The 15,736-nt window shown below is 43.6% G+C and carries 13 protein-coding genes; 11 read left to right on the top strand and 2 right to left on the bottom strand.

Translation table 11 applies throughout. The features are described from left to right. Positions 1 to 241 precede the first annotated feature (241 nt). The 6 genes from mrcB (at position 242) to purH (ending at position 8,257) form a co-directional block, all read left to right on the top strand. Complete coding sequence (gene mrcB / locus GYK50_RS08650) at positions 242 to 2,746, top strand: penicillin-binding protein 1B (RefSeq protein ID WP_414706355.1); 2,505 nt, start codon at positions 242 to 244, stop codon at positions 2,744 to 2,746. Between the two features lie 46 nt (positions 2,747 to 2,792). After that, the gene (locus GYK50_RS08655) at positions 2,793 to 3,605 is read left to right on the top strand and encodes a tetratricopeptide repeat protein (protein ID WP_212563693.1); all 813 of its coding nucleotides are present in this window, start codon (positions 2,793 to 2,795) and stop codon (positions 3,603 to 3,605) included. A 68-nt stretch (positions 3,606 to 3,673) separates the two neighbouring features. Continuing rightward, positions 3,674 to 4,600, top strand: coding sequence for a 50S ribosomal protein L11 methyltransferase (gene prmA, locus GYK50_RS08660; RefSeq protein ID WP_212563694.1), 927 nt, complete (start codon positions 3,674 to 3,676; stop codon positions 4,598 to 4,600). 159 nt (positions 4,601 to 4,759) lie between these two features. Next, positions 4,760 to 6,016 (top strand): DUF3426 domain-containing protein, encoded by a 1,257-nt coding sequence (locus GYK50_RS08665; protein ID WP_212563695.1) that lies wholly within the window; start codon positions 4,760 to 4,762, stop codon positions 6,014 to 6,016. A gap of 148 nt (positions 6,017 to 6,164) precedes the next feature. After that, positions 6,165 to 6,527, top strand: a complete 363-nt coding sequence (gene fis, locus GYK50_RS08670; protein ID WP_212563696.1) for a DNA-binding transcriptional regulator Fis — start codon at positions 6,165 to 6,167, stop codon at positions 6,525 to 6,527. A 149-nt stretch (positions 6,528 to 6,676) separates the two neighbouring features. Continuing rightward, positions 6,677 to 8,257 (top strand): bifunctional phosphoribosylaminoimidazolecarboxamide formyltransferase/IMP cyclohydrolase, encoded by a 1,581-nt coding sequence (gene purH, locus GYK50_RS08675; protein ID WP_212563697.1) that lies wholly within the window; start codon positions 6,677 to 6,679, stop codon positions 8,255 to 8,257. Between the two features lie 464 nt (positions 8,258 to 8,721). Here purH and GYK50_RS08680 read toward each other — a convergent pair whose 3' ends face one another. Both GYK50_RS08680 and GYK50_RS08685 read right to left on the bottom strand, forming a co-directional pair. Beyond that, on the bottom strand, positions 8,722 to 10,596 hold the full coding sequence (locus GYK50_RS08680) for a SurA N-terminal domain-containing protein (protein WP_212563698.1): 1,875 nt from the start codon (positions 10,594 to 10,596) through the stop codon (positions 8,722 to 8,724). A gap of 344 nt (positions 10,597 to 10,940) precedes the next feature. After that, positions 10,941 to 11,261, bottom strand: coding sequence for an HU family DNA-binding protein (locus GYK50_RS08685; protein ID WP_161808411.1), 321 nt, complete (start codon positions 11,259 to 11,261; stop codon positions 10,941 to 10,943). Positions 11,262 to 11,737: 476 nt separating this feature from the next. Between GYK50_RS08685 and GYK50_RS08690 the strand changes: the two genes are divergently transcribed. The 5 genes from GYK50_RS08690 (at position 11,738) to iscA (ending at position 15,707) form a co-directional block, all read left to right on the top strand. Continuing rightward, positions 11,738 to 12,382, top strand: a complete 645-nt coding sequence (locus GYK50_RS08690; protein ID WP_071003522.1) for a hypothetical protein — start codon at positions 11,738 to 11,740, stop codon at positions 12,380 to 12,382. A gap of 469 nt (positions 12,383 to 12,851) precedes the next feature. Continuing rightward, positions 12,852 to 13,361, top strand: coding sequence for an Rrf2 family transcriptional regulator (locus tag GYK50_RS08695; protein WP_212563699.1), 510 nt, complete (start codon positions 12,852 to 12,854; stop codon positions 13,359 to 13,361). Further along, entirely contained in the window at positions 13,358 to 14,584 is a 1,227-nt protein-coding gene (locus tag GYK50_RS08700; protein WP_212563700.1) for an IscS subfamily cysteine desulfurase, read from the top strand. The genes GYK50_RS08695 and GYK50_RS08700 overlap by 4 nt, the downstream gene beginning before the upstream one ends. Positions 14,585 to 14,752: 168 nt before the next feature. Next, positions 14,753 to 15,163 carry a Fe-S cluster assembly scaffold IscU gene (gene iscU, locus GYK50_RS08705; protein WP_058024183.1) on the top strand — a complete coding sequence of 137 codons (411 nt, stop codon included), beginning with the start codon at positions 14,753 to 14,755 and terminating at the stop codon, positions 15,161 to 15,163. A gap of 223 nt (positions 15,164 to 15,386) precedes the next feature. Beyond that, a complete protein-coding gene (gene iscA, locus GYK50_RS08710) occupies positions 15,387 to 15,707 on the top strand; it encodes an iron-sulfur cluster assembly protein IscA (RefSeq protein WP_071003519.1) in 321 nt (106 codons plus the stop codon). Positions 15,708 to 15,736: the final 29 nt, after the last annotated feature.

Consider the following 15,736-nt stretch of genomic DNA (forward strand, 5'->3'; position numbering starts at 1 on the left):
CATGGTACTTATCATAGATTGTTATCTTACATGGCGTTTATTAGCCCAATTGAAAGATGCTGATACTTGATTACAAGTATCAGTATTTTAGTAGAGATTATACTACAAGCAATCACCCTAGGCAGTACCAATGCTTATGGTCTAATACCAATGAATGTCCTCGCTAACGATGATAGATTGAAAAATTTGTCAATTTGCGTCATTATGAGGCAGTTTTTTATCCAAAAATGGTGCGACATCCGTGCAAAAATCCAATTTTAAGTTACCAAATACCAAGCTATCACCATCATCTAAGCCTGCTATGAATGCCTTACCTTCACAGCAGCGCGGCTTGGTATTTAGTAGTCTTCTCTTAATTACTATCATCGCTGGCATGGTGCTATTTGCACTGTATTTGGTCAAGCTTGATCGCACCATTACCCATAAGTTTGAAGGCAAGCGCTGGGACATTCCAGCTAAAGTGTACTCACAGCCACTTGAGCTATATCAGGGTGCCAATATCGATAGAGATACGATGAAAACGTGGCTAGAGTTGCTTAATTATCAAAGCAACAAGTCTTATGATCGTACTGGCACTTATCATAGATCGGGTAATACTTATTTTATCCATACGCGCGGCTTTACCTATAGCTCAAGCGATATAGATGCTGAGCAAGTCATCAAAATGACCCTTGCTGGCAATAAAGTTGACTCTATTCAAAGCACCTTACCTGCCAAAAGTGGCATCATTCGTCTAGAGCCAGTGAGTATCGGTGGTATCTATCCAGACAGTAACGAAGATCGAATGGTTGTCTCTTTAGATGACGTGCCTCAGCCACTGATTGATGCATTGATTGCCACCGAGGATCGCGCGTTTTATGAGCATAAAGGCGTCTCGATACGCGGTATCGCCCGTGCCGTAATCAATAACTTTACTGGTGGTGCTAGGCAAGGTGGCTCGACCATCACCCAGCAGCTGATCAAAAACTTTTACCTCAACTCTGATCGCACCCTAAAACGCAAAGCCAATGAGGCGTTGATGGCGGTACTGCTTGAGCTGCATTATAGTAAAGATGAAATTTTACAGACTTATTTGAACGAAATTTATCTGGGTCAAAACGGCAATCGCTCTATCAATGGTTTTGGTTTGGCCTCACAGTTCTATTTTGATAAACCACTTAACGAGCTGCGTATAGATCAGCAAGCCATGCTAGTTGGTATGGCAAAAGGCCCAAGTATTTACAACCCACGTCGTAATCCAAATGATTCAAAAGCTCGTCGTGACGTGGTGCTTGGTAACATGTTCGCAATGGGCACGCTAAGTCAAGAGGACTATGACAAAGCCTTAAAACAGCCGCTCGGTATCGTGGACAAGCCTGCTGAGGGCAAGAGCCAGTTCCCTGATTTCTTGGACATCGTCAAACGTGAGCTCAATGATGTCTATTACTCTGATGATCTCAAAAATGAAGGTCTAATCATCATTAGTACCCTAGACCCTATTGCTCAGTTGGCAGCAGATAAGGCAGTTGATAGAAAACTGGGCGAGCTGCGCCGTAGAGGTAGCAAGACTAAAGACTTACAAGGCGCGCTCGTCAGTGCCAATCCTGAGACTGGCGAATTGGTCTCTGTCGTTGGTAGTGGCAGTGAGTTCACGGGCTTTAACCGCGCCGTCGATGCCAAGCGTCAAGTCGGCTCTTTATTGAAGCCAATCATTTATATGACCGCGCTTGAGAGTGGTCGTTATAACTTAGCAAGCTCGGTGGATGACTCACCTATCACAGTCAATCTGAATGATGGTACCGATTGGAGTCCTAAGAATTATGACAACCGTGATCATGGCTATGTACCACTGACCACAGGACTGTCGCAATCTTATAACCAAGCGGCGGTACGCTTAGGTATGGAATTTGGGGTTGATACTTTTGCCAAACAGCTAAAACGCATGGGGGTTAAAGAAGAAATACCAGCATACCCATCGGCGCTATTAGGGTCTGTCAATCTGAGCCCGATGGACATGTTAGGTATTTACCAAGTCTTTGCGACTGGCGGTTTCCGCACACCTATTCATAGTATTCGCACGGTTATTGATGATCGCGGTCGTATTTTGCAGCGTACCGGACTCAATACTCAGCGCAGTATTCCACCTGAGACCAACTTTTTGACCAACTATGCGCTACAACAAGTGGTGTCAAACGGTAGCGCCAGACGGGCTCAATCACTTGGCAGCAATCTGAATCTCGCCGGCAAAACGGGCACGACAAACGACTACCGTGATGCTTGGTTTGCAGGCTACAGTGGCAACTACGTCAGTGTTGTTTGGGTTGGTCGTGATGACAACAAGCCCATTGGCTTGAGTGGTGGTACTGGTGCTCTACCGGTTTGGGTCGATTATATGAAACGCCTCAAACTCACTCCAGTAGCGCTACCAGAGCCAGAAGGTATCGAATGGTTGTGGCTCGAGAACAACTCAGGCAAGCTGTCTAACGAACGTTGTGCCAATGCTCGCTACTTACCTGTCATGTCAGCACATTTACCAGAGGAAGCCAGTAGCTGCGCGCTTAGCTTGTATCAACAAGACCGTGCTCGCGAGCAATCTCAATTCCAAAATCAGCAGAGCGCGATCAATGAGCAACGTCGTCGCGAAGGTTTAGATATCCCAAACGGTGAAGCGGTTGATGCTGGTGATTCAGAAGACAGTAATGGACAAAGTAATGAAGGTCAAAATCGTGCTGACACATGGTATGACCGTGCTATTGAATGGTTTTAACATTGTTTTTAATATGTAGCGTCTGATATTTAAAAAAGGTCTCAATATGGTCTCATTTCTACAGCAGTCTGCCTCTGTGACACAAACATTGTCTTGGCGGCAGAAAAAATTTGCGTCAGTGAATACCCTAGTTGTAGGTGGCATTGTTTGTAGTATGCTAAGTCTCAGCGCATGCCAGACTGCGCCAGATAGCTCAGCTGCGATGAAAACAACACCTATTCAAACAACCCCATCATCACAGCCGCCAGTGACATCGACCACCACTGTGACTCAGGCACCCATCGTTGAAGCAGATGATGAGAACGAATACCCTATTGAGCCTTATACTCCACCCGAAAAGCTCGAGTCGCCGAACCCATTGACACAAGAAACGCCTGTATTTGAGCCGCCTACTCCAGTGGTGACAGAGCCTAATCTGGGTATTGCCATACCATCGCGCAATGACTATATCATCTCTGAGCCCTCAGCACCGTCACACAATGATCTACTAGAGCAGGCAAGAAAAAACTCACAGCAACGCTCTCAACAATCAGCAAGTAATAACAGTAACTTGCCTGCATTTCGTAACTTGATGCAGGTAGGCGTTAATCAACTGAAATCAGGACAATTAACGAATGCTGAAAATAGCTTTACCCGTGCACAGCGCTTGGCACCCAAATCGTCTGCCGTATATTTTTATCTGGCGCAAGTGGCATTGAAAAAGAACCAACCTCGTAAGGCAGAAGCGATGGCACGTCGTGGCCTTAGTGTTTCTAAAAATGCCAGTCGCAGACGAGCGCTGTGGCAAATCATTTTACAATCAGGGCAAGCTCAAGGTAACTCACGCATCGTTAGTGAAGCAAGACGAGCTTTACGCTAATAACCGCTCACTACAGTTATCATTTATCCAAAACATACATTTATTTTTTTTAGCTTAGGGTTATCGTTATGGCATGGCAACAACTGCATTTACAATGTGAAAAATCAAACGTCGATTTGGCTGAAGCGCTTTTATTAGAAGCTGGCGCACTATCTATTGCCTTAGATGATGCAGGTGATCAGCCTTTGTTTGAACCACTTCCCGGTGAGTCACCGCTATGGGATGAAGTCATACTGACAGGGCTATTTGATGCCACCACTGATGATGGTAGCCGTCAAGCAGTTGAGCAGCTGAGTCATGAAATTGCCGCACAAGTACAGGCTACTCATATCTGGCTAACGGCTGTTGATGACAAGGATTGGGAGCGCGAATGGATGAGTAACTACCATCCTATCGAATGCGCTAATGACTTGTGGATTGTGCCAGACTGGCTCACACCGCCCAATCCAGAGGCGACCAATATCATTATGGATCCAGGCTTAGCTTTCGGTACTGGCTATCATGCCACGACTCGTCTTTGTCTTGACTGGTTAACAGAGCAAGACCTGACAGATAAAGTGGTCATCGACTATGGCTGCGGCTCAGGCATCTTGGGTATCGCCGCTCTATTATTAGGTGCACGCCAAGTGTATGCAGTCGATATCGATCCACAAGCTGTACTCGCAACCAATCAAAATGCCGAGCGTAATCATGTCGGTGACCGTCTGCAAGCGTTCTTGCCTGAAGAGTTCACAGATTACTGCTCACAACATGATGTTTTGCCTGTAGAAGTGATTGTCGCCAATATTTTGGCCAAACCATTGATTAGTTTGGCCCCTTATTTCTCAACCCTGATTGCACCAAAAGGTCGAATCGTACTGGCCGGTTTAATCGAGTCACAGACTGAACAAGTCATGGAAGCTTATCGACCCTATTTTGCACTCGATCCAAAGCATGCCTTTACCGCGCAAGAGGACCAGCATTGGCAGCGTTTATCTGGTACATTTACTAGCTAGCAACATTTAATTACATCTGTTACGATAGAGGGCAGTCAAACGTCACAGGTTTGGCGCCACTCTGTCGTTGCTCATGATTTATAGAATTTCAAAAAGCATGGTAGCTGTTGGTGAGTGGCTAAGCGGTATAGATAACCATACTTTTTTGGATTCGACCCTATGACCACCCCAATGAAAACCCAGTGCCCTCATTGCCAAGCTTGCTTTAAAGTGCAACAGAATCAACTAAATAAAGCCAATGCTACTATTAACTGTACTCAGTGCCAAAAAAGTTTTTCGGTCAATCAACACCTTATCGTAACCCCTGATACCTCCAACAGCTCCTCCTCTCAACATACTGCTACAGCACATCACGAGACTCAATCCAAGCTGAGTAATCGACCTGAAAGCTCCACCAATAGTCGTAATCAAGCATCTAATATATCAAATACTGCAAAGTCCTCACTCCATAAAAAACGTTCAGCTGATATATTGATTCATGATGACTTAATCTATGATGATATGGATATCGATGAGCCAGAAGACAGCATTGTAGAATACGACTCACTAGACAGCATGGATGCTTGGTTGACGCAAGTGAGCGATACCAATGCTGCGACGGCGACTGACAACGCGACAAACACACTTTCTAAAACCAATAATAAAAGCCAAGAGCAATTTGTAGCATCCCCTACCGAGCATACTACAACAGAACATTCCTCAATGACTCAAGAAGTACTGAGCTCAACTGCTGCCAATGACATTCATGCGAGCATCAACGACACAGCTGATGACTCATGGCTAGAAGCACTTCTTGAGGAACAGAATAAACGCGAAGCCAAATCAGTAGATAGCACAGATTTATCACAACTACTGATAGATATGGGTGTACCTCTTAGGGACGAAGAAAATTCTGTTACAGAACGTGCAAACAAGGCACAAGCACAGTTTGCGCCAACAGCCACAACACATTCAATTGCTTCTATTCTCTGGATACTGGGATGCTTAGTATTAGCACTATTGCTTGCCGCGCAGTATGTTATGTTTAACCTAGAGACGTTAGTCAAAAACCCTGCCAATGCGCAGCGCCTCCAAACGGTATGCTCTATTGCGGCATGTAGCTTACCAAGCGCTGATCTGACAGCTTTGACTATTACCAATCCAAGTGATCGACCAAGTCAAATTAAAACCACAGGTACATTTAGCGATATCAGCGCGATATTGAACAACCAAAGCACAAAAGCACAGCTCTATCCAAATATAAAAGTCAGTGTTTATGGGACAGACAACCTCATTGGAGAGTTTATAGCAGCGCCTAACGACTATTTATTGGGTAAGCCAAGCCAGCTAGCTGCTAGTAATAACAGACAACTACTATTTACCATACCTGTTGACAATGCACAAATTCGCGAAATTACGATGACACCACTTTATTGAATGCTATTTTTAGCAATAGAATGAGCCTGACATATCGCTGACTTTAAGATAGCCGTCAATCTGTCAGCGCTAAACGATATTAATTTGATATACTATTATTCTGACATCTTATGGTTTGACTCTTTTTTCATTTCAAGGATATTATCTTATGGCACCTCATGCACAGCATCATGCCCATCATTTTGCTAAGAGCTCTGAGCATCCTGCCGACTATAATAAAGAAGATCATCACCATGTCGCTCACGATGTTGAGTTCCCGTTAGAAAGTACTGCGAGTAGCGCACAGCAGCCTTTGCGTGTACATGTTGAGCGCGTCGTTCGCCAGTATTTCGCTATGCTAGGTGATGAGATGCCTACCGACTTGTACGAGCTTATCTTAAAGCAAGTCGAAGAGCCTCTATTGTCAGTGGTTCTAGAAAAAACTCGCGGCAATCAAACTAAGTGTGCACAAATCTTAGGCCTCAATCGTGGCACTTTACGCAAAAAACTCAAAACTTACGACTTAATGTAGCACTGTTATATGTGCTCACCCATTATTACTAATCATCATGCATGGCAATTCAATGTGCATGGCTTTATCTATCGCGATATAGTCTACCGTTGTTGCCATCATCACCTTGCCAGACGTTTACGTCAGGCTTTTTTTATGGAAGATTTTTTATGAGTACAACCCCACTTGCCCTACTCTCGGTCTCTGATAAATCCAATATCGTTGAGTTTGCTCAAGGCCTTATTAAAGCAGGTTTTGGCTTACTCTCTACTGGCGGTACCTATCGATTACTTACAGAAAATAATGTCGCTGTGACGGAAGTGTCTGACTATACGGGCTTTCCTGAAATGATGGATGGCCGTGTTAAGACCCTGCATCCTAAAATTCATGGTGGTATCTTGGGACGTCGTGGTACGGACGATGCTGTGATGAATGAGCACGCAATCGAGCGTATTGACTTGGTTGTTGTGAATTTATATCCATTTGCTGAAACGATCGCACGTGCTGACGTGACGATGAACGATGCTATCGAAAATATCGATATTGGTGGCCCTACCATGGTACGATCAGCAGCAAAAAATCATGCCCATGTAGGCATCGTGACCGATCCTGCTGATTATGATCGCGTACTGACTGCTTTAAATGGTGGCACTGAATTGACAACGGCTCTACGCTATGATTTAGCAGTTAAAGCCTTTGAGCATACTGCGCAGTACGATGGTATGATTGCCAACTTCTTAGGCAGCCGTGTCAATGAGACGCAGGAACCAGAAAACTTCCCACGCACATTTAATGTACAACTAGAAAAAGCGCAAGATCTGCGCTATGGCGAAAACCCACATCAAAACGCTGCTTTCTACACTGAAAATCATCCTTTAAAAAGCCAGCAAGCTTCTATTGCAACGGCTAAGCAACTGCAAGGTAAGGCCCTATCATACAATAATATTGCTGATACTGACGCAGCCCTTGAGTGTGTTAAAGCCTTTAGTGCACCAGCTTGCGTTATCGTTAAGCACGCCAATCCTTGCGGTGTCGCGGTAGATAATGAGCAAGTAGCTGCTTATCGCACTGCTTTTAGCACCGATCCTGAGTCATCTTTTGGCGGCATTATCGCCTTCAACCGTCCACTGACGCTTGCTGCTGCAAAAGCCATTATCGATAATCAATTTGTAGAAGTCATCATTGCACCCAGCATTGAAGACGGTGTACTTGAAGCGACTGCTACTAAGAAAAACGTACGCGTATTAGTATGTGGTGAACTACCAGCACCAGATCAGCGTGATAGTCAGCTTGATTACAAACGCGTCAATGGCGGCCTACTCGTACAAGAGCAAGACCTTGGTTTGATTACGGCAAACGATCTAAAAATCGTGACGGACGTTCAACCAACTGAAGCGCAAGTGGCAGATCTGTTGTTCAGCTGGAACGTGGCAAAATACGTCAAATCGAATGCCATTGTTTATGCGAAAGGTCAACGTACTATCGGTGTTGGTGCAGGTCAAATGAGCCGCGTTAACTCAGCCCGTATCGCTGCTATCAAAGCAGAGCATGCTGGACTGGCCACTGAAGGTGCCGTTATGGCCTCAGATGCCTTCTTCCCATTCCGTGATGGCATCGATAATGCTGCTGAAGTAGGTATCTCAGCTATTATCCAGCCAGGTGGCTCTATGCGTGATGATGAGACCATTGCAGCCGCTAATGAGCACGGTATTGCGATGGTATTCACTGGCATGCGTCATTTCCGCCACTAAACAATCATCTATTAGTTTAAGACTGGTATTAGGGCGTGTTGAACATTCGACCATGGCACTGACAGCGACTATTTTTTAGGCGATTCGATGTTAAAAATAATAAGTTTAGTCATTCTAAGCGCTTATTTTTAACGATGAAGCGGCAAAAAAGAGTCCTGTCCCCTGCTTTTATCGTTGGGGCTGATGCTAAAATTGCCCCATACTGCGTTACAGATCTCGCTAAGGCATCTGCATTATCGTCGCTTTGTGCCTTGTCTGGAACAATTTTAGCGATCAGCAGTGCCTATTTGCGAATGTTCAACACGCCCTAGTCGCAGCAATTGTATTTGTTACTGCAACTAATTTTCAGCTTCTATCGTATTCGTGGTCACTACAGTTAAAGTATTACCCAATAAAAAAAGCCACTGTATCGCCACAGTGGCTTTTTTGCGTTTAATAATTAAGAGTAACCATACAGCGAACGCTTAGCGCCCTTGTGCATTTGCCATGTTAGCTTCGTTAATCTCAACTTGATAGACCATACGTAGATAATCTAAGTAGTCTTGCAGCTGATCTTGACCTAAATTGTCACGAATGATGCTGGCCGTTTGCGCTCTTTGCATATCAGATAGTGGTGACTGCTGCTCAGTCTTGATGCGATCACCAACCAATAGCGTTGCACCTGCTTCAGTCTCACTAGCGAGCGCGACTACGCCATCATTGGCAGCTTGCTTGCTAAAGGCCAATCCACGCTCTTTATCCGTGAGTAACGTCGTCTGACGATTGATCTCACCCAAAGATTGCAAACTTACTGACTGCTTAGCAATATCAGCTGGCGTTTTGATACCAGCAGCGACAGATTTCGCTTCTTTTAGCGCCAAGGCTGTGGCTTTTTGCTGACGCAATATCTGAGTGATTCTTGGCGTTGCACTAGATAAGCTCAGTGTGGTCGTAGGACGATAGTTGCTTGGTTGTACCCATACCGTACCGTTACCAACTTCTATACCTGCCGTCACGGCCTGATCTTGAATCGTAAATTCGTCAAAGGCCTGTTTGATCACTGCTGGTTGCGATAATACTGATTTGTTATTTTCTTTACGATAATCTTTGATACGTTTTAGCGTGACATTCTCTTGTTGCGCAATATCTTCGATACTAAAGCCATCTGCTGCCAAATCATTAATCGAGGTTACTTTATCCGCGTAGATTTCTTGACGCTTGTACTCTTTTGCCTTAGCCGTCAGCTCAGCACGCATACTATCGAGACTTGGAATCTTTTTGCCATTATCTTCGGTGACTGTGAATATCTGATAGCCAAAGCTGGTCTTGATAGGGGCTGTCACATCTCCAACGCTCAAGCCTTCTAGTGCTTTTTCAACAGCATCGGCGTCACCACCAAATACTGACGGATTAAAGCGACCAATGTCACCACCCGTTTCTCCTGAAGGATCATCCGATTCTGCTTTGGCCACAGCAGCAAAAGACTCGCCTTTAGCCAAGCGAGCTTTAACTTTATCTGCTCTTGCCTTAGCATCATCACCTGTTAACAGTATTTGACTCACTCTACGCTCATCATCAGCAGCCAGACTTTGCTTATACGCTTCGTACTGCTGCTGCAACTCTTCTGTTGTCACATCATCGACTTTGATGGTCTGCGGGCTAAGCTGAATATAAGCCAAGTTGACCATTGCCGCGCTTTTTAGGGTGTCTTTATTGGCATCATAATATGCTTGAATATCATTTTTGCTCAGTTTGACCTGATCAGCATAGTCCTGCCAATCAAAACGATGTACCCAGACGTTGCGTGATTCTAGTTGCAAGTCGATCAATTGGCTAACTGCCTGCATTGGATAGATGGCTGTACCAACGATGCTCGCATTCAACTGATCCAAGCTTAACTGATTGCGAAACTCTGCAAACAGCTGATTTTTGGTCATGCCACGCTGACGCAAAAAGTTTGCAAACTGATCGTTAGAAAAGTTTCCATCAGCATCTTTGAATATTTCTTCTTCACGCAGCAAACGATTGATCGTGTCATCAGAGACTGTCATACCAAGCTTACCTGCTTGCTGCTCTAGTAATGTACGATCAATCAGACCTTTTAGTACCTGCTCGTGCAGTACATCTTCATTCAATAAACTGGCATCATCAACTTGCTCTAGTATTTCGCTACGACGGTTATTGACGGCAGTCTGATACTCGGACAACCCTACGCTTGCCTCACCCACCTGAGCGATTTGGTTGGGATCAACCCCGCCGCCAAAATAGCTTTCGACACCCAATAGAGCCAGTGGCGATAGGCATAAAATCAATAAAATGCGACCTGGCCAGCTTTTTAAGAAATCGCGCAATTTATCCATAGTTATCTCTGCTTTATTAACCTATATTGATGAAAAACCATTGTAATACTGTTAGGAGCTGTCGAGTGCGACCTGCTAATATCAATGCTATTTAAGCCGGCAATGGTAAGAGGAAGAACGTGTACATTTTATTAGGGAAAACAAGGTTCAGTGACAATACCTTATTTAAACAACGCATCTATCGCGTATCGCGCGCCCTATGATACGTGATTTTTCGTATATACTCAAAATATTCACGTTGTATGAGATAAACTATAGCGACAAAAAAAGCACCTAATATTTAGGTGCTTTTTCAGTGCTTAGCTTATGACATTAGCCAAAGCGACCATCTACCATAGAGCGGCTTAGTTCAAACGCTCTTTTAGGTTTTTACCAGCTTTGAAGCTTGGTACTTTGCTTGCAGGGATGCTTAGCTCTTCACCAGTCTTAGGGTTACGGCCAGTACGTGCTTTGCGGTCTTTTACGCTAAAAGTACCGAAACCAACCAAAGAGATGCTATCGCCAGCTTCTAAAGCTTCGCCAACACTTTCCATAACAGCATTCAAAGCATCACCAGCTTGAGTCTTATTTAGACCACTTTTGTCTGCGATGCTATCAATTAATTCTGACTTATTCATAAAATTTCCTTCAAGTTTAAGGGGGTAATAAACGCTCACGCCAAGCATTGTAACGCTCTCGTGGTACTTACGCAATAAAAACTACCTGACTGGCGTATTAACAGGTTTCGCTTTGTTATCGTCTTTATATCAAGGCAGCATAAGGAGTGCAAGCGATTTTACATCTTTTTGTGCCATCAACTACTTATTTGACACCCAATGTTTTATTTGACACCCAATGTTACGCAAAACATCTGCAACCTATATACAGATAAACTGTCCTCATTCAAACAATGAATCAGCTTATTTGTTTACTCTTTAAAACAGTTGTCAGTTGGTGTCTGTGCATTACCAGTCATAAATTTTAATGTCTTTATCAACTGCTAGATTGTACTGTAATAATTTTACCACTGACAGAAACTAGCGTTACTTTTTATTATAAAGGCGTTACTATAAGCAAAATACCACTGCAAATTTCGGGTAAAAATAAACTTAAGTTTATTACATAACTTTGATTTGCTAAATAAAAAAAATGGATTATTTACATGAAGCGTTCTACGTTGTCTCACTCTCTTCTTAATATTATTCTGGTGTTCATCGAGTCGGCGCTGACACTATTGTTACGTTTGGATCCTGAACTACGTAAAGCCGCTTATCCACTTGCCAAGCAAGGTACGGTCGTAGCGTTGCGCTTATATTTGCCTCATGTTGAGGTTTTTGCCACCTTTAGTACCAAAGGTGTACTCTTGGATGCCGAGTTGCCTGTTGGTCGTAGCGAACCTGATGTCGTTATCAATGCTTATAGCATTCAAGTGATTAATGCCATCACCACTCACGATAGAGAGACGACCGAAAAATTACAGATGCGCGGTGAATCTGTTCAAGTACAGCTGGTCAAACAATTTATCATGCAGCTTGGTCTTGGTAGCCTGATTCAGGGTCTGATCAGAAAAATCAAAGGTGGTAAAGGTAAAACCAAGCCATCTGATGCTGAAATGGCGGAAAAGAAAGACCATTATAAAGAGCGTATCAAAGAACAGCAGGCCCAAATCAACACATTAACCATCAAGAACCGCGAACTTGAAACCACAGTTAAAGAGCTACAGAGTAAGCAAAAGACCTTTATGATTGTGACCGTAGTGGCATTGGTCGTCGCGGTAGTCTCGATCATAGCCCTCTTAATGAATTAATTGGTGCTAGATTTGGTTTTATTTAACGGTGCTACCAGTCATAGATAAGTGTGTGACATTTACCATAGGTGTTGCACGCTTAGTGACTATTCATATGGATCACAGTATATGAGTCACACCATATAACTATAATTTGTATTCAGCGCCCCTACATCTGTCGTTTATATATCACATCCCACCTGTTTTCCCATTTATCCCCCCTTTTTAACCACCATTGTTTTTATCAATCATAGCGATAAGCTCGATTAACCATTTAATCACACTTTAATCTTGACCAAATTACTCAGGATTAAGTATAATTGACTTAATCGTTGCACACATCGGGTTAACCATCTGTTGTTTAATAACGATAAGACACAACTTGAACGGATATGATTGACAGCTTTTATATTGATCTATTATTGACTGTATCTATCCCTTTCCAAGATCGTTATTAAATAAAAATGACCTAAAAGTTTGGAGATAACACATGCGTTTAACTACTCGAGGCAGATATGCCGTTACTGCTTTACTAGACTTGGCATTACAGACCAATCAACAAGAGAGCGCAGTATCTCTATCTGATATCGCTAAACGGCAGTCAATTTCTATCTCCTACCTTGAACAGTTATTCTCCAAGCTACGCAAACGTGGCCTTGTGACCAGTATTCGCGGTGCAGCTGGTGGTTATAACCTAGCCAAGCCATTGAACGAGATAGATGTGATGAGCATCATATCTGCTGTCGATGAATCCGTTAATGCGATGCAGTGTGAAGGACGCGGCGACTGTCAAGGTGGTACAATGTGCCTGACCCATGACCTGTGGTGTGCACTATCAAATCATATTGAACAGTACTTGAAAAATATAACATTAGCGCAATTATTAGATATGGAAAATGTGCAGTCAGTATCAGAACGTCAGCACACCTCTACAAAAGATATTTCCATAAAAGACATCAATACTATTACCCTATCGAACAGCGAGGCAAACCCAGCATGAGCCAACATAACAACCTTATATACTTAGATTATGCCGCCACCACACCAGTTGCAAAATCAGTAGCGGCTAAGATGAGCGAATATCTGACAGTAGATGGCATCTTTGGTAATCCAGCCTCGCGCTCTCACGGCTATGGCTGGCAAGCAGAAGAAGCCGTAGAAACTGCTCGCGGACAAGTGGCTGAAGTCATCAACGCTGATCCACGCGAAATCGTCTTTACTTCTGGTGCAACTGAATCTGACAACCTAGCCATTAAAGGCGCAGCTCACTTTTATCAGTCTCGTGGTAAACACATCATCACCAGCAAAATTGAACACAAAGCCGTGCTAGATACGTGCCGTAAGCTTGAGCAAGAAGGTTTTGAAATTACGTATCTCGAGCCGCAACCAAGCACAGGTCTTATCTTGCCAGAGCAGGTAAAAGCAGCCCTACGTGAGGATACAATTTTGGTATCGCTCATGATGGTAAACAATGAGCTTGGTACGATCACAGATGTGGCGGCCATTGGTGAAATCACTCGTGAAGCCGGTGTGGTTTTCCATGTTGATGGCGCACAGTCTGTTGGTAAAGTAAAAATCAATCTTGAAGAGATGAAGATTGATTTGATGAGTTTCTCAGGTCATAAAGTGTACGGTCCTAAAGGTATCGGCGCATTGTTTGTTCGCCGTAAGCCACGTATTCGCCTAAAAGCTGAGCAACACGGCGGTGGTCATGAGCGCGGTATGCGTTCAGGTACATTACCTACGCATCAAATCGTTGGTCTTGGCGCAGCATTTGCTCTAGCCAATGAGAGCTTTGAAACAGATCATGCCCATGTTGCAAAATTGCGTCAAAAACTCTGGGATGGTCTACAAGATATCGAAGAGATCTATCTGAACGGCGATCTTGAGAACAGCGTACCAAACATTGTGAACATCAGCTTTAACTTTGTTGAAGGCGAGTCATTGATGATGTCGCTAAAAGACTTAGCGGTATCATCAGGGTCAGCCTGTACATCAGCGACGCTTGAGCCATCATATGTACTACGTGCTATCGGTCGCCCAGACGAATTGGCGCATAGCTCAATCCGCTTCAGCTTTGGTCGTTATACGACTGAAGAAGACATCGACACTGTTATCAAGCAACTGCATGAAGCTGTTGATAAACTACGTGCCCTATCGCCACTTTGGGATATGTACCAAGAAGGTGTTGATTTGAATTCAGTCGAATGGGCTGAGCACTAAAATCAAGCACAGACAGTAATACAGCTTCAAATATATTTATTAAACGATTGATCAGACAATTAAAAATCCAGTTTTTATTAACTAAATGTTTGACCCCAATTATCGATGAGTAGTTAGATATTTAAAGTTAATACACGACTACTCATCATCTAACTAGGAGAAAACCCCATGGCCTATAGTGACCAAGTTATTGATCATTACGAAAACCCACGCAACGTTGGTAATCTTGACAAAAACGCCAAAAACGTTGGTACCGGTATGGTCGGTGCCCCAGCCTGTGGCGATGTAATGCGTCTACAAATCCAAGTCGATGATAACGGTATTATCGAAGATGCACGCTTTAAAACTTATGGCTGCGGTTCAGCAATTGCCTCAAGCTCGCTCGTTACTGAGTGGCTAAAAGGCAAAAGCTTGGATCAAGCTGGCGAAATCAAAAATAACGATATCGCTAAAGAACTAGCGTTACCACCAGTAAAAGTGCATTGCTCTGTACTTGCAGAAGATGCCATTAAAGCCGCTATTAGCGACTATAAAGGTAAGCATGGCGTAGCAGCAGCGGCAGAAGAAGCCACTATCTAAGCCAAACCTGCTAGCGTCTGCGCTGTGTTTTGTTAGCAATGCTAAAGTAGTAATACATCAGATGGTTACTAACGCTAAAAAGGTGACAATGACACTTATGTAATTGTCACCTTTTATTTTCTAAAAACTATTAGCATATTATTTTGGCAAACTCGTAACTTCGCTTGCCAGTTTACATAGTTTATTTATTGATATTTACGATTAATAGTCAATGGGAGTTGGCATGATTGAAATGACAGAACGCGCCGCTCAGCATGTTCAAGACTTTTTGGACAATCGCGGCAAAGGTGAAGGTATTCGAGTGGGTATCCGTACAGCGGGTTGCTCAGGCCTTGCTTATGTTTTAGAGTTTGTAGATATACCTGATGAAAATGACACGCGCTATGAAAGCCGCGGCGTTAGCATTTTTATTGATCCTAAAAGCTTGGTCTATTTAGATGGCCTGTTGATGGATTATGAAAAAGAAGGTCTAAACGAAGGTTTCAAGTTCACTAACCCTAACCAAAAAGGTGAATGTGGCTGCGGTGAGTCTTTTACTGTTTAATGGTTCAATCAACTGATTATTCAGTGATT

Origin of the sequence: Psychrobacter pacificensis (assembly GCF_018336615.1) — a bacterium.
In the GTDB taxonomy this organism is placed as follows: domain Bacteria; phylum Pseudomonadota; class Gammaproteobacteria; order Pseudomonadales; family Moraxellaceae; genus Psychrobacter; species Psychrobacter pacificensis.